A 26,083-nucleotide genomic window follows, 5' to 3' on the forward strand; every position below is an offset into this window, starting at 1 on the left:
AACCCCAGCCATGACTACCCTCGCCCCTTCCCGCAAGAAGCCCGCCACCTCCGCTCCCGCTCCCAGGAAGCCGGTCAACTGGCGCCGCGTCGGCGCCTGGACCCTCGTCGCCATTGCCGTCGCCGTGACGATCGCGCCGTTCCTCTGGATGCTCCGCACCGCGCTGTCCAGCAACGCCTCCCTGGCCTCGAACGCCAGCAACCTCCTGCCGGCCGATTTCAGCCTCGGCGCCTTCAAGCGGGTCCTGGGGCTGCAGAGCCCCGAGGAAGCAATCGCCGAGGGAGGCTCCGGCGCCGCCATCAACTTCTGGCTGTACCTGCGGAACTCCGTCATCTTCGCCACCGTCACCACCGCCGGGCAGGTCTTCTTCAGCGCGATGGCCGCCTACGCCTTCTCCCGGCTCCGCTGGCCGGGCCGGAACGTGGTGTTCGGCCTGTTCCTGGCCACCATGATGGTCCCGCCGATCTTCACAGCCCTGCCCAACTTCCTGATGATCAAGAACCTCGGCCTGCTCAATACCTTCGCCGGTCTGGCCCTGCCGTTCCTGTTCATGACCCCCTTCGCCATCTTCTTCCTGCGCCAGTTCTTCCTCTCCATGTCCCGCGAGGTGGAAGAGGCCGCCATGCTCGACGGCGCCAAGCACGTGCGGATCTTCTTCCAGATCGTGCTCCCGAACGCCGCGGCCCCCCTGGCCACCCTTGCGCTGCTGACCTTCATCGGCCAATGGAACGAGTACTTCTGGCCGCTGCTGGTGGGCCAGGACGAAAGCGTCCGCGTCCTCACCGTGGGCTTGGGCGTCTTCAAGTCCCAGTCCCCGCAGGGCGCCCCCGACTGGTCCGGCCTGATGGCCGCCACCCTGATCGCGGCCCTGCCCGTCCTCCTGCTCTTCATCGCCTTCGGCAAGCGGGTGGTCAACTCCATCGGCTTCTCCGGCATCAAGTAACCCCGGCCCAACACGCAGTGCCCCGTTAACAAACATTCCCCTCAAAGAAGCACTTCCATGAAAGGTCCACCATGAAGAAGACCCTCGGCGCCGTCGCTGCCGCTGCAGCCATCGCCATCTCCCTCTCCGCCTGCGGCGGGTCCGCCCCGGCATCCTCCGAAGCCAAGGGGGAGATCAACTACTGGCTCTGGGACGCCAACCAGCTCCCGGCCTACCAGCAGTGCGCCGACGATTTCACCAAGGCCAACCCGGATATCAAGGTCAAGATCACCCAGCGCGGCTGGGACGACTACTGGACCACCCTGACCAACGGCTTCATTGCCGGCACGGCGCCGGATGTCTTCACCGACCACCTCTCCAAGTACCCCGAGTACGCGGCGAAGAAGCAGCTCCTGGCCCTCGATGACGCCGTGGCCAAGGACGGCATCAAGCTGGACAGCTACACCAAGGGCCTGGCCGAGCTCTGGGTCGGCCAGGACGGGAAGCGCTACGGGCTGCCCAAGGACTGGGACACTGTAGGCCTCTTCTACAACAAGGCCATGACCGACTCCGCCGGTCTCACCGCCGAGCAGATGGCTACCCTGGACTGGAACCCGCAGGACGGCGGCAGCTACGAAAAAGCCATCGCCCACCTGACCGTGGACAAGCGCGGCAAGCGCGGCGACGAGGCCGGCTTCGACAAGGACAACGTGGCCGTCTACGGCCTCGGCCTGGAGTCCTCCGGCTCGGGCCAGGGCCAGACGCAGTGGAGCTTCCTCAGCGCCACGACCGGCTGGACCCACACCGACAAGAACCCCTGGGGCACCAAGTTCAACTACGACGACCCCAAGTTCCAGGAGACCATTGCCTGGTGGGCCGGCCTGGCGGACAAGGGCTACATGCCCAAGCTTGAAACCACGGTAGGCGCCAGCATGTCGGACAACTTCGGCGCCGGCAAGGCCGCCATCAACACCTCGGGCGACTGGCTGATCGGCCAGTACACCGGATACAAGGGTATCCAGACCGGCTTCGCACCCACCCCGACAGGACCGGACGGCAAGCGTGCAAGCATGTTCAACGGCCTGGCCGACTCCATCTGGGCCGGCACCAAGAAGCCCGCAGCAGCCACCAAGTGGGTTGAATACCTCGCTTCCACCGCCTGCCAGGACGTCGTAGCTTCCAAGGCCGTCGTGTTCCCGGCTCTCACTAGCTCCTCCGAGAAGGCAGCCGAAGCGTTCAAGGCCAAGGGCACCGACGTCTCCGCCTTCACCACCCACGTCAAGGAAGGAACCACGTTCCTGTTCCCGATCGCGGACAAGGCGGCCAAGGTGGACGGCATCATGAAGCCGGCTATGGACGCCGTCCTCTCCGGCAAGCAGCCGGCCAGCTCCCTCTCGCAGGCCAACGAGCAGGTCAACTCACTTTTCAACAAGTAAGCCTGTTCAACAAGTAAGCCCCTGAAGCCACAGCCGCCCGCAACGGCGGCGCCCGGTGCGCGGGGTCCCCAACCCGGGATCCCGCGCACCAGCACCTGACTTCCGCACTACTGAAAGCGAATCCCCATGCACCCCGTGCACCTGCGTTCTGCCGGCACCAGCGTCCTGCTGGCCTTCGACTCCGGCGAGGCCGAGATCGTCCATTGGGGCGCCGACCTCGGGGAGAACCTCCCCGATCTGGCGATCCTCCACGGGGCCGTCCAGCACTCCGCCCTCGACCTCCCCGTCACCGCCGGACTGCTCCCGCAGGCCTCCTCCGGCTGGGCCGGGCGGCCGGGCCTGCGCGGGCACCGGAACGCCGACGGCGGCCCCGGCCTGGACTTCTCGCCGGCCCTGCGGGTCGTTGCCGCCCAGATGCAGGACGGCGGGCGCACCGTGGTGATCATCCACCGGGACTCCGAGGCCGGACTTGAGGTCAGTTCCGAACTCACCCTGCACCCCGGCGGCCTCCTGGAGCTGGCTCACACGCTGACCAACAGCGGCTCTGCCGAATACCAGCTCGAGGAACTCGCCACGGTGCTGCCGGTGCCGCGGGACGCCACGGAACTGCTCGACCTCACCGGGCGCTGGTGCCGCGAAAACCACCCGCAGCGGCACGCCGTCCAGCAGGGCACCTGGGTCCGCACTGGCCGGCACGGCCGGACCGGCCACGACTCGTCCCTGTTGGTGGCAGCCGGGACCGCCGGCTTCGCCAACCGCACAGGCCAGGTCTGGGCCACGCACCTGGGCTGGAGCGGCAACCACGAGCAGTACCTCGACAGCCTCGCGGACGGCCGGCGCATGCTCGGTGCCGCCGAGCTGCTCGGCTCCGCCGAAGTGGTGCTGCGCCCCGGCGGCAGCTACCGGACGCCGTCGCTCTATGCCGCCTACTCCGGCCGCGGCCTGGACGGCATCACCGAGGCCTTCTACCACTGGTTCCGTGCCCGGCCGCAGCATGTGGACACCACCTCCGGCCGGGTCCGCCCGGTGGTGCTGAATACGTGGGAAGCGGTCTACTTCGACCACCGCCTCGAGCCGCTGCTCGAACTCGCCGAAGCGGCCGCCGGCCTCGGCGTGGAACGCTTCGTCCTCGACGACGGCTGGTTCCGCGGCCGCCGCGACGATCACGCGGGTCTTGGCGACTGGTACGTCGACGAGGGCCTGTGGCCCGAAGGCCTGACGCCGCTGATCGACGCGGTCACCGGCCACGGCATGGAGTTCGGGCTGTGGGTGGAGCCGGAGATGGTCAACCTGGACTCCGACGTCGCGCGCGAGCACCCGGACTGGATCGTGGGCCCGTCGCTGCTTTCCCACAAGGACGGCGGCCGGCTTCCGCACGCCTGGCGCCATCAGCACGTCCTGGACCTCGCCAACCCGGAGGCCTGGCAATACATATACGGCCGCCTCGATGCCCTGTTGCGCGAGAACAACATCGCCTACCTCAAATGGGACCAGAACCGCGACCTCACCGAGCACGGCCGCGGCGGCCGGCCGTCCGTCCACGAACAGACGCTGGCCGCGTACCGTCTCTTCGACGCGCTCAAGGCATCCCACCCGGACGTGGAGATTGAAAGCTGCTCCTCCGGCGGGGCCCGCGTGGATCTCGGCATCCTGCAGCGAACCGACCGGGTGTGGGCCTCGGACTGCAACGATGCCCTGGAGCGCCAGACCATCCAGCGCTGGACCCAGGCCGTCCTCCCCCCCGAACTCGTCGGATCACATATCGGCCCCACCACCTCGCACACCACGGCCCGCACCCACGACATCTCCTTCCGCGCCATCACCGCCCTCTTTGGCCATTTCGGCATGGAGTGGGACATCCGCGCAGCCACGGACGAGGAACGGGCCACGCTGCGCCGCGCCATCGCGCTCTACAAGCGCCACCGCGCACTGCTCCACTCCGGCAAGCGCGTCAACGCAGACACCGCCGAGCCCACCCTGAGCGTCCACGGTGTAGTTGCGCACGACGCCGGCGAGGCCCTGTTCGCTGCAGTGTCCCTGGCCTCCGCCCCGGCTGAAGTCCCCGGACTGGCCTCACTGCCGGGCCTTGACCCGAAGCGGAACTACCGCGTCCGGGCCGAACTGCCTACCCTTCTCGACGGCGACTACGCGCACACCTTCACCCAGATCCGGCCGCCGGCCTGGCTGGAAGACGGGGCCGTTGCCACCGGCGCCTTCCTGCAGCACGTCGGCCTGCCCCTGCCGGTCCTGAACCCGGAGCACGCCCTGCTCCTCCACGTCCAGGCCCTCTGACCGTCCGGTCCCGCCCCCTGCTTCCGGGTCGGGCACCGCACGTCCCCTCACTCTCGAAGGAACCCCATGACCAGCATCATCAGCCGCAGCAACGCCCCGGCGTCGGTGTCCGCGGTGACCAGTACGCGCCTCGCCGACGGGCGCGAACTCCTGTATTTCGACGACACTTCCCATCCCCTGCAGCGCCCGTCAAGGGACCGCCGCGACCTTCCCGAGCGCGGCCCGTCCGGGGAAATCCGGTACGACGCGCTGACCGGGGAATGGGTGGCGGTCGCCGCGCACCGGCAACACAGGACGCATCTTCCGCCGGCGGACGAGTGCCCGCTGTGCCCGAGCACCGACGCGCGGCCCTCGGAGATCCCGGCGGATTACGACGTCGCCGTGTTTGAAAACCGCTTCCCCTCGCTCGGTCCGGATCTCGCCGCCGTCCCGGCATCGCCGGGCTGGGGTACCCGCGGGACCGCCGGCGGCCGGTGCGAGGTCGTAGCCTTCACGCCCGAGCACACCGGGACGTTCGCCGCCCTCAGCACCCGGCGGGTGCGCACCGTGATCGACGCCTGGGCGCACCGCACCGAGGCCCTGAGCGCGCTGCCCGGCGTGGCTCAGGTGTTCTGTTTCGAGAACCGCGGTCAGGACATCGGCGTGACACTGCACCATCCGCACGGCCAGATCTACGCCTACCCCTACGTCACGCCGAGGACCGCGGTGATGGCCGCGGCCGCCCGGCAGTTCCATGAGGCGGCGGGCGGGACGGCCACCCTGACCGGGGCGATTTTGGCGAGCGAACGTGCCGACGGCGCCCGGATCGTGCTCGAGGGCGAATTTTTCAGCGCCTACGTGCCGTTCGCGGCGCGCTGGCCGCTGGAAATCCATCTGGTCCCGCACCGCCAGGTTCCGGACCTCGCAGCGCTGACCGGCGCCGAGCGTGACGAGCTCGCCGTCCTGTATCCGGACCTGCTGGGCCGCCTCGACAGGCTCTACGGCAGTCCGACGCCGTATATCAGCGCCTGGCACCAGGCCCCCCTTGACCCGGTGCTGCGCCGGTCCGGGTACCTGCACCTGCAGCTCACCTCCCCCCGGCGGGCCGCGGACAAACTCAAGTTCCTGGCCGGCTCCGAGGCCGCCATGGGCGCCTTCATCAACGACACGACTCCCGAAGAGGTTGCGGCCCGGCTCCGGGACGCCAGGAAAGGAACGGCATGACCACCACCGACACCGCAGGAACGGCCCTGGCGGACGCGGTGACCCGCGCCTTTGCCGGCCACTTCGGCCATGACGCCGACGGCGTGTGGCAGGCGCCGGGACGGGTCAACCTGATCGGCGAGCACACGGACTACAACGACGGCCTTGTCCTGCCGTTCGCCATCAACCGCACCACCACCGTGGCCGTGTCGGCCCGGGCGGACCGCACCGTGCGGCTGGCCTCGGCGTTCGCGGCCGCTGACCCGGTCGAATTCGATCTCGATGCCTTCGCCCCGGACCAGGCGGCCGGCTGGTCCGCGTACCCCGCCGGAGTGGCGTGGGAGCTGGAACGTGCCGGCATCACGGTGCCGGGCTTCGACCTGTACGTGACCTCCGATGTCCCGGTCGGCGCCGGGCTGTCCTCCTCCGCCGCCCTGGAATGCGCCGTCGCGTTGGCCCTCTCCGACCTCACCGGAGCGGGCCTGGGCCGGGCCGAACTGGCGGACATCGGGCGGCGGGCCGAAAACAACGTCGTCGGCGCCCCCACCGGGATCATGGATCAGTCCGCGTCGATGCTCGGCACCCGGGACTGCGCGGTCTACCTGGACTGCCGCGACCTCAGCTCCCGCCCGGTGCCGCTCGGCCTGGAGGAGTCCGGGCTTCTCTGCCTGGTGATCGACACCAAGGTCTCGCACGCCCATGCCACCGGCGGGTACGCCGAACGCCGGTCCTCCTGCGTCCGCGGCGCCCGGGCCCTGGGCGTCGGCGCCCTTCGCGATCTTGACGCCGCCGATCTGCCGCGGGCCGGGCGCGTCCTCGACGAAGTGACGTTCCGCCGGGTCCGGCACATTGTCACCGAGAACGAACGGGTCGCCCGGGCCGCGGAACTGCTCACGTCCCATGGGCCGCTGGCAATCGGAGACCTGCTGGACGCCAGCCACCGCTCCATGCGGGACGACTTCGAAATCTCCTGCCCGGAACTGAACCTCGCCGTTGACACCGCGCGCGCCAACGGGGCCATCGGGGCCCGGATGACCGGCGGCGGGTTCGGCGGCTCCGCCATCGCCCTGGTTCCAGTGGACGACGCCGATCAGGTCCGGTCCGCGGTCCTGGCCGGCTTCGCCGCCCGCGGGCTGCAGGCGCCCGATGTCTTCGCCGTCCTGCCGGCAGAGGGGGCGCGCCGGCTGTGATCAGGCCGCCGGCCGGGTGGTCAGCGCCCGAAGCCGGCGCAGCGCAGTCCTCTGCTGGGTCCCGGCCATCAGTACTTCCTCAGATCCAGCGGATCCTGGCCGTACCAGCGCTTGCGCAGCAGGGCGGTGGCGGCTCCCAGAACACACCTCAGTTCCTCCGTGCTGTTCGAGAGCGACCTCAGCACCAGCCCGGCCGTTCCCAGCACGGCGGCGGTGAGCGAGATGCCGGTATGGGCACCGAGCCCGGCCGTGATCTCGTGGAGTTCGTCGGCAAGGGCTTGGTCCACCCGCGGGTCCACCACGATCAGCGACCCCAGATGGCTGAAGCCCTCCATGAACGCCAGGCCCGTCACATCGCCCAGGGGCGGCCGGATGAGCACGTTGTCCAGGGCCAGCAGCCCGCCCGCCTCCCCGACGGACGCCTCCGACTCGACCCGGATCTCGGTCCGCAACCGCAGCTCCTCGTACCGGAACGAGGCCCCGTCCGGCGACCACCCCGGGGTCACAATTTCGGCCATGATGAGGCTCGACGACGGCCGCACCGTCACGTGCGTATTCTGCCGGTAGCTGGCCTCCCGGTAGGCGATCACCTGATCCGGGGCGAGCTCCAGCCGGGCCCCCTCCCCGAGCCGCAGCCGCATCCTCTGCTCGGCAAACGAGTCCGGAGTCCGGTAGATCTTGGTGGCCGACTGCGTGGCGAGCAGCAGCTTCGCCCCATCGGCCACCTCCACGTCAATCACATACAGGTCAGCGCCCAGATAGGCACCGCCAGGATTGACGAGCACATAACAAACCTGCCCGCTGCCATCCAAGTAATGCGGCCGCAAAGCCCTCAAAGCCCCCCGATGGAACTGATGCGTGGCGACACAACGTCCGCCCCGATTTTCGACGACGAGTTCCAGTTCCCCCATCGGCGACTTAACCGCTGAGGCGGCGAGGCCGGATTTTGGGGCCGCGGCGTGGCGGGCACCGCGGGGGGCCCACTGCCGCGAGGGTCCCGACTCGAGCTTGCGAGAGTCGGGAGCGGCTGGGGACGGGCACGGCCCCAAATCCGGCGAAGCCGCCGGACTCCGCACAATCGCCGTCACGACGCCAGATCGAGCATCAGGACGTCCCGCCGCACCCATTCGATGACGCGGTCCAGCCCTTCGTCGGTCTTGAGGTTCGTGAAGCAGAACGGCTTCTCGCGCCGGAATTCCTTGGAGTCCCGCTCCATGACGGCCAGGTCCGCGCCGACGTGGGGTGCGAGGTCGGTCTTGTTGATGATGAACAGATCGGACTTGATCATGCCCTGGCCGGCCTTGCGCGGGATCTTCTCACCCTGGGCCACGTCGATGATGTAGATGGAAAAGTCCACCAGTTCGGGGCTGAACGTTGCGGAGAGGTTGTCGCCGCCGGATTCCACGAAGATCACCTGCAGGTCAGGGTGCCGCTTTTTCAGCTCCTCGATGGCGGCCGTATTCATGGACGTGTCTTCGCGGATGGCGGTGTGCGGGCAGCCGCCGGTTTCAACGCCGATGATCCGGTCGACAGGCAGGATCCCGTTGGCGGCGAGAATCTTGGCGTCCTCGATTGTGTAGATATCGTTGGTGATGGCCGCCATGGAGATCTCCCGGCTCATATGACGGGTGAGCCGCTCCACGAGCTGGGTCTTGCCGGCACCCACCGGGCCGCCGATGCCGATTTTGACGGGCTCAGACATATTCTTCTCCAGACATATTTCGTGTGTAGCTCGGTTAACTCATGAACATGCGGGCGCGCTGGCGTTCGTGCCGCATTTGCGAAATTTCCAGCCCGGGGCTGACGGCCCCAAAGTCGTCAGGCGTGAGGAGACTGATCCGCTCGATAGCGGCGGCGACGCCGTCGGCCGCCTTCCGCAGGATCCGCTGGCCGGCGTTCTGCCCCAGGGGGATCACCCGGACGGCGTTCTGCGTCAACGACGTCACAGCGGCGAACAGGTAAGCGGCGAGGGCCTCCGGGAGCGGTACGTTCAGGGACCGTGCGACGACGGCGAACGCCAGCGGCTGATGCCCGGCGGCACGGCCGGAACCCACCAGCTCCCGGTACTCCGCCAGATCTGCGGACGGAAAGATCTCAGCGCCGATCTCCAACAGACGCCCGCCCATCTTGGTACTGGCCTCGCGCAACTGCCGTGGCAACAACTGGGCGGTCAACAACGCATCCAGTTCGGCAACCGGAACGTCCTCATAGAGGAACCGGATTGCCAGGGCGTCCGAGTACGTCAGCTGCTGTGAAATGAACGCCGCCAGCCACACCCCAAAGGACTCCTCGTCGTGCACCAGCCCGCGCTCCACATACGTCTCAAACCCAAGCGAGTGAGCAAACGCCCCGGTAGGCAGAGCGGAATCCGTCAGCTGCTGCAACGCAAGCTGGTACTGGGTCATGACCGCCCCCGAATGCGCGAAGCTGGGAAGGGGGATGCGGTGTGGTGGGCACCGCGAAGCGGGCACAGCCCCCTTCCCAGCGGAGCGCCCAGCGCGGCCGCGGCGAAACTAGTGCGAGTGTTCGGCATGGCGGAAGGGGACGGGCATCACGCGTTCCTGGCGGTTGTAGGGCGCTCCGGCGTGTTTGAGATAGTCCTCCACGGTGTGGTCGTACTGGCAGACCATCACCTCCGCCCCGTACTCCGAGGAAGCGTCGAAGAACTGGGCCTGCAGGTGCCGGTTGCCCAGGGAGTGGGCCACCACCCCCATCTCGTGGATGGAGCGCGGGGCGATCACCAGGACGTCGGTGGGCAGGACCGACACCACGATCATGTTGGTGCCGGCCACGTGCAGGATGTCGCCGTCGCGCAGGTCCCCGGAACCGGCGGGGAGGCGGATGCCGAGTTCCTTCCCGTGGTCGGTGGTGACGCGCTGGATGCGTTTGACCAGCTGGGCGCTGGGCAGCACCACCTTCTCGCGGTGGAGCCCAAGGTAGGGGTCCGGACCGGGAGGGAGGTCGTGGGTGTTGCCGAGGACCTTTTCGATGATCATGGTGGTCTCCTCTGGAAGCCTAGAAAAGGAAGTAGCGCTGCGCCATGGGCAGCACGTCTGAGGGCTCGCAGGTGACGTCCTCGCCGTCGACGCTCACCTGATACGTTTCCGGGTCCACCTCGATATCAGGGGTGGCGCCGTTGTACTTGAGGTCCGCCTTGGTGAGGTTCCTGATTCCGGACACCGGCCGGATGACCTTCTCCAGTCCGAGCTCCGCCGGGATCCCGGCCTCGATGGCGGCCTGGGAGAGGAAGGTGATGGAGGACTGCTGCAGCGCCTTGCCATAGGCGGCGAACATCGGCCGCATGGTGCGCGGTTGCGGGGTGGGAATGGAGGCGTTGGCGTCACCCATGAGGGCGTAGGCGATCTGGCCGCCCTTGAGCACAAGGTCCGGCTTCACTCCGAAGAACGCGGGGTCCCAGAGCACAAGGTCGGCGAACTTGCCGACCTCCACGGAGCCGATGGAATCGGCCATGCCCTGCGCGATGGCCGGGTTGATGGTGTATTTCGCCACGTAACGCTTCAGGCGGAAGTTGTCGCTCTCGGCGCCCAGGCCTGACGCGGCCCCGTGCGCACCCCCGGCAGGGTCTTTGAGTACACCGCGCTGCCGCTTCATCTTGTCCGCCACCTGCCAGGTGCGGATGATCACCTCGCCCACCCGGCCCATGGCCTGGGAGTCCGAGGACGTGATCGCGAAGATGCCCAGGTCCTGCAGGACGTCCTCGGCGGCGATGGTCTCGGCGCGGATGCGGGAGTCCGCGAATGCCACGTCCTCCGGGATGTCCGGGTTCAGGTGGTGGCAGACCATGAGCATGTCCAGGTGCTCTTCGATGGTGTTGCGCGTGTACGGCAGGGTGGGGTTGGTGGACGCCGGCAGGACGTTGGGCAGCCCGGCGATCTTGATGATGTCCGGGGCGTGGCCGCCGCCGGCGCCTTCGGTGTGGAAGGTGTGGATCACGCGGCCGTCGATGGCCCGGATGGTGTCCTCCACGAAGCCGCACTCGTTCAGGGTGTCGGTGTGGATGGCCACCTGGACGTCGTACTGGTCCGCTACCTGCAGCGACGTGTCGATCGAGGACGTGGTGGAGCCCCAGTCCTCATGGACTTTCAGCCCGATCGCGCCGGCGCGGATTTGCTCGGCCAGGGGTTCGACGGCGGACGCGTGGCCCTTGCCGAACAGGCCGATGTTGATGGGCAGCCCTTCGGCGGCCTGCAGCATCCGCTGGATGTGCCATTTTCCGGGGGTGACCGTGGTGGCTTTGGTGCCTTCGGCGGGACCGGTGCCGCCGCCGACCATCGTGGTCACGCCGCTGCACAGGGCGGCAGGGACCTGGTCCGGGGAGATGAAGTGGATGTGCGAGTCCACCCCGCCGGCGGTCAGGATTTTCCGCTCACCCGCAATGATTTCGGTGCTCGCGCCGATCACGATGTCCACGCCGTCGGTGATCTGCGGGTTGCCGGCCTTGCCGATCCGGAAGATGTGGCCGTCCCGGAGCGCGACGTCGGCCTTGTAGATGCCGGTGTAGTCCAGCACCACGACGTTGGTGATCACCGTGTCCGGGACTCCGCCGCCGGAACCAATACCGCCGGAACCGTCACCGTCCCGGGTCACCTGGCCGTTCTGGCCCATGCCGTCGCGGATCACCTTGCCGCCGCCGAACACCACTTCCTCGCCGTAGACGGTGAGGTCCTTCTCGATCTCAAGAAACAGATCCGTGTCGGCCAGGCGGATGGCGTCGCCCGTCGTCGGGCCGTAGAGGTCCGCGTACTGCCTGCGGGATAGCTCGAAACTCACTGTGCGTCACCTTCCCCTTCGGAAACAGGGAGTCCGCTCTTGCGGAGTGCGCCGTTGACGGCGTTGCTGAGGCCGTACACTTCCCGTCTGCCCGCGAGCTCGATCAGCCGGACGGTCCTGCTGTCCCCGGGTTCGAACCGCGCGGCCGTGCCGGCCGGGATGTCCAGCCGGCGGCCGTAGGCGTCCGCCCGGTCAAACTGCAGCGCGGAGTTGGCTTCGGCAAAGTGATAATGCGAGCCCACCTGGACGGGCCGGTCTCCGGTGTTGGTCACCGCGACGTCCACCGCCTCACGGCCGGCGTTGATGACCAGCGGCGCGGAACTGAGCACGTATTCTCCCGGAATCATCGAAGCTCCTAACGGATCGGGTCGTGAACGGTGACGAGCTTGGTGCCGTCCGGGAAGGTTGCTTCGATCTGGACGTCGTGGATCATTTCCGGCACGCCCTCCATCACGTCGTCGCGGCCAAGGATGGTGGTTCCGTAGCTCATGAGCTCCGGAACGGTCCGGCCGTCCCGGGCGCCCTCGATCAGTTCGTAGCTGATTACCGCGACGGCCTCGGGGAAGTTCAGCTTCAGTCCGCGCGCCTGGCGGCGGCGGGCGAGATCCGCCGCGACCACGATCATGAGCTTTTCCTGCTCACGGGGCAAGAGGTGCATGACGGTATCCCTTCAAGAACCAGCCGACTGGCGGACCGCAGAAGCCGCGGTGTGACCAGAGTAGGCCGCGGAGATTTCCTGCAGGTTTCCGGGACCCGTCATCATCTCAGGAGCTAACCGCTGACGGGCCTATCCGGTGATCCGCCAGTGCGCCTGGAATTCGGGGTGGTCCGCATACGGCAGCGCCAGGGTGTGCAGGGAGAGCGTGGTCCATTCGATGACGTCCGGCACCCATCCGGCCTCGGCGGGTTCCTGGCTGACCAACATGGCCAGCACGGACTGGCGTGCGGATTCAATGATGCCGATGAGCTGGCGCTTGGCCTCGCACTCACGGAGCAGGCGGCGTTCATACCACTCGCCGGAGACGGCAAGCGTGGGGTCGCCGAGCAGCTTTAGGGCGACGGCTTCGTCTTCTCTAATGCGTGCGGTCAGAAACTCGACGATGTCCACTCACCGAGCCTATGCGCGCCGGTGCCCACACGGCTACGGCCTGGCGTTTGCCCTTTTTCCTCAGGCCGGCACAAGCCGCGCTTGTTAGGGTGGGTGGATGAAACGACGTCTCGCCGCCCTTGCCGCTGCCGCCTTCTTGATCGGACTTACCGGCTGTGGGCAAGTGCAGGACGCTACCGAAAAGGCCGTCAACGACGGGGCGTCACGGGCTGCGACGGCGGCCGGCAATGAAGTGAAGAAGCAGGCCTGCGCCATCGTGAAGAACGGCCTGGTCAGCGCCAAGGACAAGGAACTGCTGGGCGGTCTTGTCACCAGCGCGGAAGCCGCGGGTGCACCCGCGGAGATCACCACCCCGCTGCGCCAGATCGCCGACTCCGGCGACCAGGTTCCGGCCGAATCCGTCAAGGCCCTTCAGGACGCCTGCGCCAAGTAGCAGGCTGCGGCCCAGCGTGTGGAGTCCGGCGCCTCGTGGCGGCGTTCCGTGATCGCCCGGTCTCTGAATGAGGAGGGTGAGGGGCCAGTGCGCCTGACTTCAGTCATTGCCGCTCTGCGTGTCCTTTGGGAGGCAGGGCGCGCTTCAGCTCGGCAATACGCAGCCGGAGAAAGACGAGCACGAGGATCAGAACGTACAGTGCCAAGCCGATCAGCACGGCAGTGAAGATCAGATAGAGGACGTACGAGACGCCAAAGACTTCGATGTTGTTCACTGATTACCCCCAATAGTTGTGTCTTCGCGGTAGCCTACGTGGCTAGCCAGGCCAACTTGAGATTTGCGTCCAAGCGAACTCTGGACAAGGTCTTGCTGGGTGTGTCCCTATTGAAGGGCCGAGCGCGAGGCCGGCGGGGCTTACCAAATCGACCGTGAGTTCCAGCCCGGTCCCGCGTTTTCAGGCACATCCACCATCCGCGCGAATTTTGGGGGCACGTTTGAAACTCTTGCTTACGTCAGGCGGCGTGACGAACCCGAGCATCCACTCGGCGCTCGTGCAGCTTCTCAACAAGCCGATCGCCCAGTGCCACGCCCTGGTCGTCCCGACAGCGCAGTGGGGTCACCCGATGTGCGGACCGGCATCGGTGCGGGGCCTCCTGGCCGACGAGCCCGGCTCCCGTCACTTGTCCGGCCTGGGCTGGGCGACGCTCGGCGTTCTTGAGCTCACCGCGCTGCCCACCATCGGCGCGGAGCGATGGGTCCCCTGGCTTCGGGAGGCCGACGTGCTCCTGGTCGACGGCGGCGACGCGACGTACCTGTGCCATTGGATGCGTGAGTCCGGGCTGGCCGACCTGCTGCCGTCGCTGCCGGACACGGTGTGGGTGGGAGTGAGTGCCGGGAGCATGGTGATGACGCCCCGGATCGGGAAGTACTTCGTCGAGTGGCCGTCCGCGCCGGACGACCGCACCCTGGGGGTGGTGGACTTTTCGATCTTCCCGCACTTGAACGCTTTCCCGACCAACACTCTGGCCCACGCAGAGCGGTGGGCCGCCGACCTCGGCGGCCCGGCCTATGCCATCGACGAGCAGACAGCTATCAAGGTCGTCGACGGCTCCGTCGTGGTGGTTTCCGAAGGAGAATGGACGAAGTTCGGGTGATAGCAAACCGCCGGAGTGACCCGTTCGAGGATCCTTCACCCGGCAGCTCAGTTGAAACGCGGACCGAAGGGCTATGGCATCCAGCTCATGGGCAGTTACGGTGGCTCCATGAGGGACGGGAGGCTCCTGATCATGTGCGGGACAGCAGAGTCCAATGACGCCCTCGACCACTACGAGACGGAAGGCTGGCGCCGTGCGGAAACTGATCTACGGCATGAACCTGACCCTGGACGGCTACATCGCCGCGGCTGGCGACGACATCGGCTGGGGCGGGCCGAGCGAGGAACTGTTCCAGTGGTGGCTCGACCAGGAGCGGGCTAGCAGCCTGTCGCTGTACGGCCGCAAGCTCTGGGAGACCATGAGCTCCTACTGGCCGACCGGCGATCAGCAGCCCGACGCCACCGCGGCGGAGATCGAGTTCGCAAGAAACTGGCGGGACACACCGAAGGTGGTGTTCTCCTCGACGATCGACAAGGTCGACTGGAACACCCGTCTGGTCACCGGTGACGCGATCGCCGAGATCACCCGGCTCAAGGCCGGGGACGGCGGCCCGATGAGCGTCGGCGGCGCATCGCTCGCCGGGGCGGCCATGCGGGCCGGGCTGATCGACGAGTACGTGCTGGCCACCCATCCGGTCCTGGTGGGCGGCGGCACTCCGTTCTTCACCGCGCTGGACAGTTGGGTGAACCTGGACCTGGTGGAGACGCGGACGTTTCCCGGCGGCGTGGTCCTGACCAGGTACGAGGCGAGGCGCTGAGCACGCTTCCTCCGGGCGGTCGAGGAAGGACTCCACACCAGCGTCTGCCAATCGACGGGCAGTAGATAGTCCGGAATGTCATCGGTGGGTTCAACCTTGAGTGGTCACTGAGACAACCGTTCCTGGTTTCGGTGCGTCGTCGTCTGCCGGGCATTCTCCACAACATAGACCTTCCCGTCGGGCGCTTTTTTGTGGGACTCCGTGGTGTAGAAGCGGATCTCGTGTCCGTCCGGGTCCGAGAGACCGGGCAGAATCCACCCCAGAGAAGCGACCTGGACGCCAGCATGGGCGTCCCCCAACTGCGTCAGCCGCGCGGAGAGCTGGTCAATTGCCGCCTTGGTCGGAACGCCTATGGAGAAGTAATCGAATCCGGAAGAGGCCGCCGCTTTGCCGGGGTCCAGCCGCAGGGCCAGTCTCGGTCCGCCATCCGGGTGATTAAGAGCAAGGCCCATGACTTTGCCATCTTCGCGGAACTCCATCGCAACGGCATAACCAAGCCGGCTCTGGTACCACTCGCGGCTGCGGTCGAGATCACTGACCGGGAGTTTGAGGTGGTGCACGCCATCGAACTGGGGAACCTGAGTGTCCACGGCAAATCCTTTGATCGCGGGGTCGTGTTCCAACGATAGGTCCGAATCATCTGCGGGAGGCCGCAATCGTGGCGCCCCTCGTAGTAAGGCCTAGCGTTTCCCCTTTTTCCGGGATCCCTTGCCGCGGCCCTTGTCCGGGTTGGGTGCGTAACGCTGCGCCACCTTGGGCTTCTTGGCGGCTCCGGTGCCGCGCCGGTCCGGCTTGGGCTCGCGTTTGGGTTTCTCCTGCTGCGCCGAGGGCTGGCGGGAGCTCGCGGCGGTGCGTCCGCGGACAATACCGATGAATTCCTCGATGACCTCGTCCGTGGCGTCGCTCGGCCAGGCCAGGGCGATCTCCGTGCCGGGCGCCCCCGTGAGTTTCCGCGCCACGGTGTCCTTGACGTTGAAGTGCCGGGCCACGGACATCGGCAGGATCACCAGCCCGGCACCGGACGCCACCACCTGCAGCGCCATCGCGGGTCCGCCGAGCTCCTGCACATCGAGAAACGTCTCGGCAGACAGGTCCGCCAGGTCCACTTCTTCAAACAAGGAGACCTCGTGCCCCTTCGGTGCCACCACCACCGGCTGCTCCTCGTAGAGCGGGATCACGCTGAGGCCCTCGCGTTCCACCGGGAGCCGGACGAAACTCAGGTCCGCGGAACCGTCGCGGAGCACGGACAGTTGCGCGCCGTCGTCGGACATAAAGGAGTGCAGCGGAACATCGGGCATCCGTTCCTCCCAGCGGCGGATCCATTTGCCCGGTGTCACACCGGCCACGTACGCGAAGCGCAGCTCCCGCCCGACTGCGACGGCTGGGACGACGGCGGTTTCGTCGGGGGTCTGGGATGGTTCTTCTGCTGCGGACACATGTTCACAGTACCGCCCGGGGTGGCGCGGGGGTCCGCCTCGATGGCGGCACCGTGCTGATCCGGCGCTGGTTTGGTACTGGGTTGGTGCTGGGTTGGTGCCCTGCGGGCGTGCCGGCAGATACCCTAGGACTATGACCTCTGCAAACTCCCAGTCCATGAAACCGGCCACCGTTGCCAAGAAGCTTGGCATCTACCTGCCGGCGACACCCCAGGAGTTCCAGGATTCAACCATCACCCGCGCTGATTTTGCCGATCTCCAGGCCAACCCGCCGGAGTGGCTCGCGGAACTGCGCCGCAACGGCCCGCACCCGCGCCCCGTGGTCGCGCAGAAGCTCAACGTCTCCATCGCCGGCCTGGCCCGCGGTGGTGTTGAGGAAGCGCTGACGACGGCGGAAATCACCGCACTGCTCCAGGCTCCCCCGGCCTGGCTGGTGGCCGAGCGCGCCACCCACGCCGCCGTCCGCGCCGAGGCCCAGCGGGTCAAGGACGAGGCCGCCAAGAAGGACGCCAAGAAAGCCCGCGCCAAGGCCGAATAGCGGCACGCGCTTTCTCCCGACCCCTCTTTTCAACCCGCGGACGCAGGACTACGCTCGCGGAATGGGTCGGGGCCGCCGGTCCGATCCCCTCCATATCCCAATTCACCTGCCACCGGCGGCGTATCGGGAAGGAACAAGGCCATGGGCTTCAAGATCGGATATTTTGTCGGGAGCCTCTCGAGCAATTCCATCAACCGCACCTTGTCCAGGGCGCTGATCCGGCTTGCACCCGCGGAACTGGAGTTCACGGAGATCCCCATCAGGGATCTGCCGTTGTACAGCCCGGATTTTGATGCCGCTTTCCCACCCGTTGGGCAGGCCCTCAAAGATGCCATCTCCGCTTCCGACGGCATCCTGTTCGTCTCGCCCGAATACAACCGGTCCATCCCCGGAGCGCTCAAAAACGCCATCGACTGGGGATCCCGGCCCTGGGGCACGAACTCCTTCGCCCGCAAGCCCACCGGGATCATCGGCGCCTCCCCGGGCGGCATTGGGACGGCCGTGATGCAGTCCTCGTTCCGCAGTGTGCTGAGCTTCCTCGACGCGCCGCAGCTGAATGCTCCGGAGGCGTACATCCGCTTCGTCCCGGAGGCCTACGGCGAGGACGGCGAGGTCAAGGACGAGGCTACGGCCGGGTTGCTGCGCCACTATATGGAGGAGTATGCCTCCTTCGTGGCGCGGGTCCTGGCCGCCAATGCACCGGGCCATATCGGCGACGAGCACCCGGACAAGGACAAGACGAGCCGTTAGGCAGAGTCAGGGCGCGGTTCTCCGGCATCTAGTCCTGGTGCAGCTGCACGAAGTTCCCGCAGCCGTCATCCAACACCACACTGGTCCCGCCGGGCCCCTCGGACGGTTCCCCCTGGAACATCACGCCCTTGGCCGCCAGCCGGTCGTATTCGGCGCGCACGTCCGGCACGCCAAAGACGATCGCGGGAATCCCGGCGTCGTGCAGACCGTTCATGTAGGCCGCGCCGATCGGGTTGTCACTGGGTTCCAGCAGCAGTCCGGCGCCTCCGGCACCATCCGCATCCTTGATGATGAAGAGGTTGTGCTCCGGCATGGCCATCAGCGTTTCGAAGCCCAGCGTGCCGGTGTAGAACTCATGGGCCGAGGCTGGATCCTTGACGTGGATACTGCACATTTTCAGTCGCATGGCCCCTAGGCTACGCCGGGAGGCTCGGGGTAGGAACCGCGACGCGGCCTCCGCACCGGGCCTTGGCGCCTGGGTTTGCGTCAGCGCTGGCGCCGGGCATTGCCCCGGCCCGGCAGGCATTGACGGCCCCGCCGCCAGGGATTCCAATGGAACTAGCGGAACAGCGCCCGCCCGGGACCGTTCCGGGGAGGTGTGCAATGACGCTTTCACTATCCGGCGCCCTCGCGGCCTGGCAGTTCCTGGCCCTCGCCATTCTGGTTGCCGGGGCAGCGTTCGCCTCGGTCTATTTCGCCCGCAAGCACCTGGCGGCCGACGACGGGCCTTCCGAAGGCGCGGACGGCGCGTTTTGGGACGCATTCGCCGGACTCGCCGTCATTGTGCCCGCCATCGTCCTGGCCTCCTCCACATGGCCCTGGGCCGGCCTGGCGCTCGGGATGCTGGCCGCGGGGGCTGCCCTGGCGGCCGTGGCTGCGGCACCTCGGCTGCTCCGCCGGCAGGAAGCCCGCCGGGCCAGCCGGGAAACCCGGCTCTTGAACGAGGCGGCCGCCGCACGGCACCGGAGCGCCCTCGCCCGGTGGCAGCGGTACGAACTGGATCCGGGGTTCTCGATTGACTATCCCGCGATGAGCGATACCCGGCAACCGGAAACCGCGGCACTGATCCGGGCGATCAAGGCCGCCGAGGGCCTCGGCGGCCGTACGGACCGCGCCTGCACCGATGCCGCCTACGCCCCGGCCGTGGAACGGCTGGAACATGCCCTCGCTGCCGCCGAACGCGCGGCCGGCGTCAGCGCCGCCGGGCCGCCTGGCCCGGACCACGCGCACGGCTGATTCCCCGGAATTGCCGATCCGGCAGTTCGCGGCCACCTTGGAAAGGTTCCATCATGACTGACATCACGATCATCGGCAGCGGCAATATGGCACGGGCGATCGGAACCCGGGCTGTCGCCGCCGGGCGCTCCGTCCAGATCTTGGACCGGACGCCGGAGAATGCCGCCAAGCTCGCTGCTGAACTTGGCGGCACCACCAGCTCCGGCGGCCTGAGCGAGGTTCCCGAGGGAGACATCGTCGTCCTCGCGCTGTACTTCGGCCCGGCCAGGGAAGTTGCCACGCATTTCGGCGACACGCTCAGCGGCAAGACGGTGGTGGACATCAGCAATCCGATTGACACCGAAACCTTCGACTCGCTGGTGGTCGCCCCGGGGACGTCGGCGGCGGAGGAAATCGCCGGACTGCTCCCGGGCGCACGGGTGGTGAAAGCCTTCAACACCACCTTTGCCGGCCCGCTCGGGTCCGGGGCAGCCGGCGGCCAGCCGATGGATGTCTTCATCGCCTCGGACTCCGAAGAGGCCCGCAACGAGGTTGCGGTCTTCGCCGAAGCCGCTGGGCTGCGTCCGCTCCAGGTGGGCGGACTGCGTCACGCCCGAGAACTCGAGGGCTTCATGCTGCTGGTCATGGCGCTGCAGGCCAACCCCGCGTATCCAACCTTCAACTGGGGCACCGGCCTGAAAATCACCGACTAGGAGCAGTCCGGTCCCGATCGGCCGTCATAGGCCCAGAGCGGTGATATCGAGCGGCAATATCCACCGGTGAGACCGGGCAGTGGCCCGGGTTCGGCGCGCTACAGCTCGACCGTTCCGCTGTTGCCCACGCTCATCCGGCTGTTGGTCACCTTGGACTTGATCCACTGCAGCACGGTGGCCGCCGTGCCGCCCGGGCTGGTCCAGTACTCGGCGGAGTCCGAGTCGACGTGGAGCAGGACCACCTCAGGGGTGTCCGGCCCGTCCGGGAACCAGGCCTCCACCACCTGATTCCACATGTCGTGGATCAGTTGCCGGTCAGTGACCACTTCAGCGGTCCCGGCCACCGAAACCCACTCGGTGCGCTTGCCGAAGGAGACGTTCACCGCCGGGTTGGCGCGGATGTGGGCCACCTGAGAGGTGGTCGCCGACGTGAAAAACCACACGTCGCGGTCGTCTTTGACCTCCTGGACGGCCAGTGGCCGGCTGACGAGCGCGCCTGCTTCGTTGATGGTGGTGAACATTCCGATGTGCGAATCGTTGATGATGTCCGTGACCTTGCTGATGCTTTCGGCATCCGACATGCTCTCACCTCGTTCTGGTTCCAACGGAGGAAGGTCCCCCTCCGGACAGCCTATTGGTAAGTGTGCTTACTTTCCAATGGCTGCCGGCCGGAGACCTTCCCGGGACCTTCCCTGAACCGGCAGTGGACTCAGTGCCCGCGGGTCAGGACCTGGCCCCTGAAGAACTCGGGGCGGAGCTTGGCCATGACCAGCATGAGCACCACGCCCAGCAGGAGGACGCCCATGCCCAGGATGAAGACCAGCCCCACACCGCCGATCGACGACCCTGATCCGTACGCGGGATCCATGGAGTCGTAGGCGGTCTTGACGAACATGACCAGCAGGATGACGCCGCCCAGGAGTGGCGCGAGGAACTTGAAGAAGAAGGCCCTCGCTCCGCTGAACGCCTCGGCGCGGAAGAACCAGACACAGGCCAACGCGGTGATGCCGTAGTAGAAGCAGATCATCATACCCAGGGCCGTGATGGTGTCCCACAGTGCGTTTTCCGACGTGGTCCGGGTGATGACATAGAACGCCGCGGCCGCGATGGCAGAGGCGATCGTGGCATAACTCGGCGACTTGTATGTGGGGCTGATCCTGCCGAACTTCTGCGGCAGCGCCCGGTAATGGCCCATGGACAGCAGGGTGCGCGCCGGCGAGACAAATGTGGACTGCAGAGACGCGGCGGAGCTGCTCAGGATAGCCAGGGACATCAGGATGGCGAACGGGCCCATTACCGGTCCCGCCAGAACGGCGAAGATGCTGCCCTGGTTCTCCGGGTTGCCGGTGCCCAGCCCCGTGTCGCCGACGCCGGCGTAGCTCAGCGTGGCCAGGGCAACCGTCATGTAGATGATCACGATGACCAGCACGGTGATCGTGGCGGCACGTCCCGGCGTTTTCTCCGGGTTCTTGGTCTCCTCGTTCATGGTCAGCGTGACGTCCCAGCCCCAGTAGATGAAGATGGACAGCGAAACGCCGGCGGCGAAGGCGGAGAAGGATCCCACGGCGAACGGGTTAAACCAGTCCGGGGAGATGGCCGTGGCGTCAAAGGCGGTTCCGTTGGCGACGTGGCTGAACGCTGAGATCGAGAACCAGGCGAGGACCAGCAACTGAAATCCCACGAGAACGTACTGGACGGTCTTGGTGGTTTCCATGCCGCGGTAGGAGATCCAGCACGCGAGGGCGATAAACACCAGCGTGGTCGCGATATTCAGCGGCAGGTTGGTGGTGAGGTCGGCGAGTTCGGGATTGCCGAAGATCTGCGCCAGCATGAGGTAGAAGAAGTCCACCGCGACGGCGGCCAGGTTCGAGAGCACGATGATGGTGGCGGCGATGAGTCCCCAGCCGCCCATCCAGCCAATCCAGGGGCCGAACGCCCGCGACGCCCAGGTGAAGGAGGTCCCGGCGTCGGGCATGGCGTTGTTCAGCTCCCGGTAGCCGAAGGCCACCAGCAGCATGGGGATAAAGCCCACCAGGAAGATCGCCGGCAGTTGCACGCCGACCTCGGCCACGGTGGGACCCAGGGCGGCCGTGAGGGTGTATGCCGGGGCGATACAGGAAATGCCGATGACGACGGCGCCAATGAGCCCCACCGATCCTGCTTTCAGGCCCTTCTCACTCAGTCCGTGCTGCTGTTCGGTGTGCTGTCCTGTGTGCTGTCCTGTCTGCGACGGCTTGGACATCGCATGGTCTGCGCTCATTGTTGTGCCTCTCGGGGGGTGTCACTCGACGCTGAATGATTGAGGTGCTTGAGTTCATAGTCGCTGGGGACCACGATCATCGGCACCGGCAGGGCGCGCAGAATGCGGCCCGCTGTGCTGCCGAGGAAGATGGACCGGCCCTTGGCAAGCCGGCTGGATCCGATCAACAGGACCTCGCCGTCTTCCCAGTCCAGGCGGTCCACGGCTTCCTCGATGCTGCGCCCGTGGGCGACGACGATTTCCGTCTTCGCCTCCACCTGGGCTTCCGTCTTGGCCTCCCCCGGGACCTCCGCCTTCGCCTCCCCCGGGACTGCCGGCCCGCCGGCAGCCAGTGCGTCGGCAAGGCACTTGGCCGCATACTCCCGGGCCGCGTCGGCTGAATCGGCCGCGTCGCCGTCGAGGGCCAGAAGCGACACCACCCGCAGTGGCACGTCCCGGTTCGACGCCATGCCTAGGGCGAATTCGAGCAGCTTCTCCGCACCGGCCCGGGTTCCGAGCCCGCAACTGATCCGGGTCAGAGCCTCCTGGCGGTGATAGCCGTGCGGTGCCAGGGCCACCGGAACGGTCGAGGCGTGGAGCAATGCACTGGCCACCGACCCGATCGTGAACCGTTTGAAGAGTCCGGTGCTGGTGGCCCCGATGATGAGCATGTCCGCGCCCAATTCCTCGGCCGCCTCGATCAGTGCGTGCGCGTCGGAATCATGGCTGCGGATGTGTGCCTGCGCCGGGACACTGGATGGAACCAGCGCCAGGGCCTGGTCGAGCCACTCCTGGGCCTGCTCGGTGAGCAGATTTTCGAAGCCGGCCTTCGGCGCGAGGGCGTGCCCGGACTGCTGCACTTCGGGCACCACCAGCACAAGGTCCAGGCTCGCCCCCCGCCCGAGCGCCAGGGAGACGGCCAGATTGACCGCATCATGGCCCCTGGCATTGGCTGAATACCCCACTACGTAACGCATCTGGCCGCTCTCCTAACTGAACTGGACTGCATTCAACTGAATTGTTGGGATTCTCTACGAGGCGACGGACGCACGGTCCGCAGCAGCGACGATCCGGGCCGCCGTGAGCTGCCCCATCCGGACGGCGCCGTCAACATGCTGGTAGCCCTCGGCCGCAAGATCCGAGCAGGACCAGTAGATCGGCCCGACCGGCGTCAGCTGGTCCTTGCCGTAGCGGTGCAGTCCGCCAAGGTCGTAGCTGGCGGCGTAAGCCCCCCGGGTCCATTCCTCCGAACCCCAGTCGGACTCGTAGTAAACCTCGGGATCCAGGGCCTTTTCGCCGAGGAAGGACGCAATCGACTCGAGGATGGCGCGGCGGCGGTCCTCCGCGCTGAGCTCGAACATGGCGTCGGCCTTCTCATCCGAGACAAAGCCCACCAGCGTGCCGCGCGGGTCCTCGTGGTTGGTGTTGTCGTAGACCTCCTGCACAATGGCGCCGGCGCCGAAGGCCGTCCCGGACAGGCCGTCTTCGCGCCAGAACGGGCTGCTGTAGACGGCGTGGACCTTGATGACCAGGCCAAGTGACTGGTGCTGGTGCATCTGGTGCTGGCGGCGGGGCAACGGCGGGTTAAAGGACACCCGGGTGTAGAGGTTTGGCGGCACGGCCATGATGACGAAACGTGCGTTCACCGTGGCCCGGTCGGAGACGGCAGTGACACGGTAGCCTCCGCTCGCGTCATTGGCCCAGTTGATGGTGCGGACCGGGCTGCCGAGGACGACGTCGTCGCCCAGTTCCGCGGCCTGCAGCAGCGAAACCTGCTGCATCCCGCCGACAACCCGCTTGTCCAGGATGAAGTCCTCATCCGTGAGGTTGGTGAAGGACCCCGCCGAGGCAGCCATGAGGACGGCCTGCAGGGCGGAGAAGGCGTGGGCCGGTTTGGTCAGCATGCCGCCGGCGATGAACAGGCCGATGTTGTTGCAGGCTTCCTCATCTGTTGAGTTCTGCCGCAGCCAATGGTGAAAGGAGATGGTGTCCAGCTCGCGGGCCTTGGGGTGGGCCCACGGCTCCTCGGGAACCATCTCCGCGGCCAGGGAGTCCAGCAGTGCCGTGAGCTTGTCCATTTCAACGGCGGTGGTTTCGCTGACCGGGAAGGTGTCACCGGTGTACAGGGTGCGCCTGCCGTCCGCGCCAATGTAGACGGATTCGCCGTCGCGGTAGCGGGAATAGGTCTGCAGTCCGAGCTCATCCAGGAGCCCCAGGAGCCCGGTCTGGTCCGGCGAAACCCACTGGCCGCCGATCTCGAGCATGGCCCCGTCAACCGTGTCGGTCCAGGTCCGGCCGCCCACGCGGTCCCGCGCCTCGAGCACCGCCACACTGAGTCCGGCCTTTTTCAGCTCGCGGGCGGCGGTCAAGCCTGACGGGCCGGCTCCTACGATGACGACGTCGCGGTCAAGTTCCAGCATGATGTTCCTCCCCGTGGCCGCTAGAGTGATGCGGACCACAAAATGAATGGCGTTCATTTAGAATGATAGACCTTCCACACGCTTCGGGGAAGACCCTCCGCCTAATGAATTTCGCCCGTAAAGTAGGGGCAGAACGGGCTCACCCCGAACCCGCCAGCCAAACTGAGAAGCCAAGCAGAGAAGAAAGGCCCGGAATGACGGCAGCAACCAGCGCCCCCGCCGATCCGCACGGCCCCGCAGCCAGGCCCCGCCGCCGTGCGGGACGGCCCGCCGCGGCAGTGCTGGACCAGAACGGCATCACCGTGGCGGCCCTGCAGCTGATTGGCAAGAGCGGCTACGACGGGTTCACCATGGCTGCCCTGGCGCGGACCCTCAACGTGGCTCCCTCGGCGCTGTACAACCATGTCTCGTCCAAACGGGACGTGCTGGTCCTCGTCCAGGACCACTTGACCTCGTTCGTGGACGTCACCGCCTTCGAGGCCGGGGACTGGGAACAGGCCGTGAGGGATTGGGCCTGGAGCTACCGCGACGTATTTTCCAAGCACACCCCACTGATTCCCGTCATTGCCGTACTGCCCGTGACCGACGCGCCCAAGACACTGGCCATGTATGAGGCCGTCAGTGCCGGTTTCAGCCGCGCAGGCTTTCCGCAGGAGCGCATTGTCCCGGCCATTGTCGCGATCGAATCGTTCATCTTTGGCTCCGCCTACGACGTCACCGCACCCGCGGACATCTTCGATTCCGGCACCATGGCCGCGTCGACACCGCATTTCACCGCCGCCGTCCAGCGCCTGGCCGAGGAAGGCCATGAAAAACCGGCCGACGTCGCCTTCAAGCTGGGACTCGAGGCACTCCTCGCCGGGCTCGGGGCGCTGCGGGCAGCCTAGCGGTCTTGCCGCGTGGTCTTGCCGCGTGGTCCGCTGCTGCGGAGTCCGCTGCTGCGGAGTTTCCCCACTTTTGACGGACCGGCGCCGCCCCACACCGGCGGGTCGGCGCAACACGCCGGGCCAAGCCTTCGAATGTGGGGAAACCGGGAAACTCCGACGCCGGCTGCCCCCGCGCGGGTTAAACAAAAGAACCCCGGTCCAAGACCGGGGTTCTTTCGATTGCGTGCGCGAGGGGGGATTTGAACCCCCACGCCCTTTCGGACACTGGCACCTGAAGCCAGCGCGTCTGCCGTTCCGCCACTCGCGCGCAACTTCTTCCACTCGGATAGGGCCGGTTTCCCGGACCGCCAACCTCGTAAAAGCAGCGAGATCAAGCATAACGGACAATTGCCGGAAAACACCAATCGAGCCCCAGAGCCCCCTGAATGGGGTCGTTTGCCGGCCACGTTTGCCCCGCGGCCGGGCGTCACGCGGGGACCCGCCGCGGCAGTCCGGGCGGCGGTGTCCGCGCACGTCAGGGCGCGGCGGGCACTCATTTTGACGTCGCCCCGGCGGCGTCCGTTGAGGCCATTCCCAGACACGCCCAGTAGTATCTGATGTAGGAGTGTCCGCTGAGCGCG

29 protein-coding genes and 1 tRNA gene are annotated in these 26,083 nt (G+C 67.0%); 13 read left to right on the forward strand and 17 right to left on the reverse strand.

Features of this window, described 5'->3' with window-relative positions; translation table 11 throughout:
* The first annotated feature begins 10 nt into the window (after nt 1–10).
* The 5 genes from AC1DDH_RS12955 to galK all read left to right on the forward strand — a co-directional run bounded on the left by AC1DDH_RS12955 (nt 11) and on the right by galK (nt 7,022).
* Entirely contained in the window at nt 11–943 is a 933-nt protein-coding gene (locus AC1DDH_RS12955) for a carbohydrate ABC transporter permease (protein WP_476856739.1), read from the forward strand.
* Nucleotides 944–1,014: 71 nt separating this feature from the next.
* Nucleotides 1,015–2,358 carry an ABC transporter substrate-binding protein gene (locus tag AC1DDH_RS12960; protein WP_476859667.1) on the forward strand — a complete coding sequence of 448 codons (1,344 nt, stop codon included), beginning with the start codon at nt 1,015–1,017 and terminating at the stop codon, nt 2,356–2,358.
* A gap of 126 nt (nt 2,359–2,484) precedes the next feature.
* Nucleotides 2,485–4,650 carry an alpha-galactosidase gene (locus AC1DDH_RS12965; protein WP_476859666.1) on the forward strand — a complete coding sequence of 722 codons (2,166 nt, stop codon included), beginning with the start codon at nt 2,485–2,487 and terminating at the stop codon, nt 4,648–4,650.
* Between the two features lie 105 nt (nt 4,651–4,755).
* The gene (gene galT, locus AC1DDH_RS12970; RefSeq protein WP_476851790.1) at nt 4,756–5,853 is read left to right on the forward strand and encodes a galactose-1-phosphate uridylyltransferase; all 1,098 of its coding nucleotides are present in this window, start codon (nt 4,756–4,758) and stop codon (nt 5,851–5,853) included.
* Nucleotides 5,850–7,022 (forward strand): galactokinase, encoded by a 1,173-nt coding sequence (galK, locus tag AC1DDH_RS12975; RefSeq protein WP_476955579.1) that lies wholly within the window; start codon nt 5,850–5,852, stop codon nt 7,020–7,022. Before galT ends, galK begins: the two co-directional genes overlap by 4 nt.
* 68 nt (nt 7,023–7,090) lie before the next feature.
* Here galK and AC1DDH_RS12980 read toward each other — a convergent pair whose 3' ends face one another.
* The 8 genes from AC1DDH_RS12980 to AC1DDH_RS13015 form a co-directional block, all read right to left on the reverse strand.
* Nucleotides 7,091–7,807 (reverse strand): urease accessory protein UreD, encoded by a 717-nt coding sequence (locus AC1DDH_RS12980; protein WP_476856743.1) that lies wholly within the window; start codon nt 7,805–7,807, stop codon nt 7,091–7,093.
* 299 nt (nt 7,808–8,106) lie between these two features.
* Complete coding sequence (gene ureG / locus AC1DDH_RS12985) at nt 8,107–8,724, reverse strand: urease accessory protein UreG (protein ID WP_476955580.1); 618 nt, start codon at nt 8,722–8,724, stop codon at nt 8,107–8,109.
* Nucleotides 8,725–8,758: 34 nt separating this feature from the next.
* Nucleotides 8,759–9,427 carry an urease accessory protein UreF gene (locus AC1DDH_RS12990; RefSeq protein WP_476955581.1) on the reverse strand — a complete coding sequence of 223 codons (669 nt, stop codon included), beginning with the start codon at nt 9,425–9,427 and terminating at the stop codon, nt 8,759–8,761.
* A gap of 108 nt (nt 9,428–9,535) precedes the next feature.
* Nucleotides 9,536–10,018, reverse strand: coding sequence for an urease accessory protein UreE (gene ureE / locus AC1DDH_RS12995; RefSeq protein ID WP_476955582.1), 483 nt, complete (start codon nt 10,016–10,018; stop codon nt 9,536–9,538).
* Between the two features lie 19 nt (nt 10,019–10,037).
* Nucleotides 10,038–11,813: an urease subunit alpha gene (gene ureC, locus AC1DDH_RS13000; protein ID WP_476955583.1), complete on the reverse strand. Its 1,776-nt coding sequence runs from the start codon at nt 11,811–11,813 to the stop codon at nt 10,038–10,040.
* Nucleotides 11,810–12,160 (reverse strand): urease subunit beta, encoded by a 351-nt coding sequence (locus AC1DDH_RS13005; protein WP_476955584.1) that lies wholly within the window; start codon nt 12,158–12,160, stop codon nt 11,810–11,812. Before AC1DDH_RS13005 ends, ureC begins: the two co-directional genes overlap by 4 nt.
* An 8-nt stretch (nt 12,161–12,168) precedes the next feature.
* Nucleotides 12,169–12,471: an urease subunit gamma gene (locus tag AC1DDH_RS13010; RefSeq protein ID WP_079552648.1), complete on the reverse strand. Its 303-nt coding sequence runs from the start codon at nt 12,469–12,471 to the stop codon at nt 12,169–12,171.
* A gap of 129 nt (nt 12,472–12,600) precedes the next feature.
* Nucleotides 12,601–12,921: a DUF6221 family protein gene (locus AC1DDH_RS13015; protein ID WP_230010922.1), complete on the reverse strand. Its 321-nt coding sequence runs from the start codon at nt 12,919–12,921 to the stop codon at nt 12,601–12,603.
* Nucleotides 12,922–13,018: 97 nt separating this feature from the next.
* On the opposite strand from AC1DDH_RS13015, the gene AC1DDH_RS13020 reads away from it, so the two are divergent.
* On the forward strand, nt 13,019–13,354 hold the full coding sequence (locus AC1DDH_RS13020; protein WP_230012656.1) for a hypothetical protein: 336 nt from the start codon (nt 13,019–13,021) through the stop codon (nt 13,352–13,354).
* 103 nt (nt 13,355–13,457) lie between these two features.
* Here AC1DDH_RS13020 and AC1DDH_RS13025 read toward each other — a convergent pair whose 3' ends face one another.
* Nucleotides 13,458–13,628 carry a hypothetical protein gene (locus AC1DDH_RS13025; RefSeq protein ID WP_476955585.1) on the reverse strand — a complete coding sequence of 57 codons (171 nt, stop codon included), beginning with the start codon at nt 13,626–13,628 and terminating at the stop codon, nt 13,458–13,460.
* A 220-nt stretch (nt 13,629–13,848) separates the two neighbouring features.
* Here AC1DDH_RS13025 and AC1DDH_RS13030 point away from each other — a divergent pair, with 220 nt between their 5' ends.
* Together AC1DDH_RS13030 and AC1DDH_RS13035 are read left to right on the forward strand one after the other, a co-directional pair.
* On the forward strand, nt 13,849–14,508 hold the full coding sequence (locus AC1DDH_RS13030) for a Type 1 glutamine amidotransferase-like domain-containing protein (RefSeq protein WP_476955586.1): 660 nt from the start codon (nt 13,849–13,851) through the stop codon (nt 14,506–14,508).
* 193 nt (nt 14,509–14,701) lie between these two features.
* Complete coding sequence (locus AC1DDH_RS13035; protein WP_476955587.1) at nt 14,702–15,265, forward strand: dihydrofolate reductase family protein; 564 nt, start codon at nt 14,702–14,704, stop codon at nt 15,263–15,265.
* Nucleotides 15,266–15,369: 104 nt separating this feature from the next.
* Here AC1DDH_RS13035 and AC1DDH_RS13040 read toward each other — a convergent pair whose 3' ends face one another.
* Together AC1DDH_RS13040 and AC1DDH_RS13045 are read right to left on the reverse strand one after the other, a co-directional pair.
* Nucleotides 15,370–15,855: a VOC family protein gene (locus AC1DDH_RS13040; RefSeq protein WP_476931801.1), complete on the reverse strand. Its 486-nt coding sequence runs from the start codon at nt 15,853–15,855 to the stop codon at nt 15,370–15,372.
* A 90-nt stretch (nt 15,856–15,945) separates the two neighbouring features.
* Nucleotides 15,946–16,701 (reverse strand): LysR family substrate-binding domain-containing protein, encoded by a 756-nt coding sequence (locus AC1DDH_RS13045; protein WP_026538047.1) that lies wholly within the window; start codon nt 16,699–16,701, stop codon nt 15,946–15,948.
* 133 nt (nt 16,702–16,834) lie between these two features.
* On the opposite strand from AC1DDH_RS13045, the gene AC1DDH_RS13050 reads away from it, so the two are divergent.
* Both AC1DDH_RS13050 and AC1DDH_RS13055 read left to right on the forward strand, forming a co-directional pair.
* Nucleotides 16,835–17,239 (forward strand): DUF5997 family protein, encoded by a 405-nt coding sequence (locus AC1DDH_RS13050; RefSeq protein WP_018775636.1) that lies wholly within the window; start codon nt 16,835–16,837, stop codon nt 17,237–17,239.
* 141 nt (nt 17,240–17,380) lie between these two features.
* A complete protein-coding gene (locus AC1DDH_RS13055; RefSeq protein WP_230008239.1) occupies nt 17,381–17,989 on the forward strand; it encodes an NADPH-dependent FMN reductase in 609 nt (202 codons plus the stop codon).
* 28 nt (nt 17,990–18,017) lie between these two features.
* On the opposite strand, the gene AC1DDH_RS13060 is transcribed toward AC1DDH_RS13055, so the two are convergent.
* Nucleotides 18,018–18,395, reverse strand: a complete 378-nt coding sequence (locus AC1DDH_RS13060) for a VOC family protein (protein ID WP_230008240.1) — start codon at nt 18,393–18,395, stop codon at nt 18,018–18,020.
* 197 nt (nt 18,396–18,592) lie between these two features.
* On the opposite strand from AC1DDH_RS13060, the gene AC1DDH_RS13065 reads away from it, so the two are divergent.
* Both AC1DDH_RS13065 and AC1DDH_RS13070 read left to right on the forward strand, forming a co-directional pair.
* Complete coding sequence (locus AC1DDH_RS13065; protein ID WP_230008241.1) at nt 18,593–19,225, forward strand: hypothetical protein; 633 nt, start codon at nt 18,593–18,595, stop codon at nt 19,223–19,225.
* A gap of 53 nt (nt 19,226–19,278) precedes the next feature.
* A complete protein-coding gene (locus AC1DDH_RS13070) occupies nt 19,279–19,917 on the forward strand; it encodes an NADPH-dependent F420 reductase (protein ID WP_230008242.1) in 639 nt (212 codons plus the stop codon).
* A gap of 98 nt (nt 19,918–20,015) precedes the next feature.
* Here the strand turns inward: AC1DDH_RS13070 and AC1DDH_RS13075 are convergent, their stop codons facing one another.
* The 4 genes from AC1DDH_RS13075 to AC1DDH_RS13090 all read right to left on the reverse strand — a co-directional run bounded on the left by AC1DDH_RS13075 (nt 20,016) and on the right by AC1DDH_RS13090 (nt 24,576).
* Entirely contained in the window at nt 20,016–20,498 is a 483-nt protein-coding gene (locus AC1DDH_RS13075) for a pyridoxamine 5'-phosphate oxidase family protein (RefSeq protein WP_476955588.1), read from the reverse strand.
* 128 nt (nt 20,499–20,626) lie between these two features.
* Nucleotides 20,627–22,159, reverse strand: a complete 1,533-nt coding sequence (locus AC1DDH_RS13080) for an APC family permease (RefSeq protein WP_476931833.1) — start codon at nt 22,157–22,159, stop codon at nt 20,627–20,629.
* Nucleotides 22,160–22,173: 14 nt separating this feature from the next.
* Nucleotides 22,174–23,133: a universal stress protein gene (locus AC1DDH_RS13085; protein WP_459383496.1), complete on the reverse strand. Its 960-nt coding sequence runs from the start codon at nt 23,131–23,133 to the stop codon at nt 22,174–22,176.
* A gap of 54 nt (nt 23,134–23,187) precedes the next feature.
* A complete protein-coding gene (locus tag AC1DDH_RS13090; protein WP_476850726.1) occupies nt 23,188–24,576 on the reverse strand; it encodes a flavin monoamine oxidase family protein in 1,389 nt (462 codons plus the stop codon).
* A gap of 194 nt (nt 24,577–24,770) precedes the next feature.
* Between AC1DDH_RS13090 and AC1DDH_RS13095 the strand changes: the two genes are divergently transcribed.
* Nucleotides 24,771–25,463, forward strand: coding sequence for a TetR/AcrR family transcriptional regulator (locus AC1DDH_RS13095; RefSeq protein WP_476850718.1), 693 nt, complete (start codon nt 24,771–24,773; stop codon nt 25,461–25,463).
* Nucleotides 25,464–25,687: 224 nt separating this feature from the next.
* On the opposite strand, the gene AC1DDH_RS13100 is transcribed toward AC1DDH_RS13095, so the two are convergent.
* Nucleotides 25,688–25,770: transfer RNA gene (locus AC1DDH_RS13100), tRNA-Leu, on the reverse strand.
* Nucleotides 25,771–26,083: the final 313 nt, after the last annotated feature.

The sequence above is a fragment of the Arthrobacter sp. 10T425 genome (genome assembly GCF_056393985.1).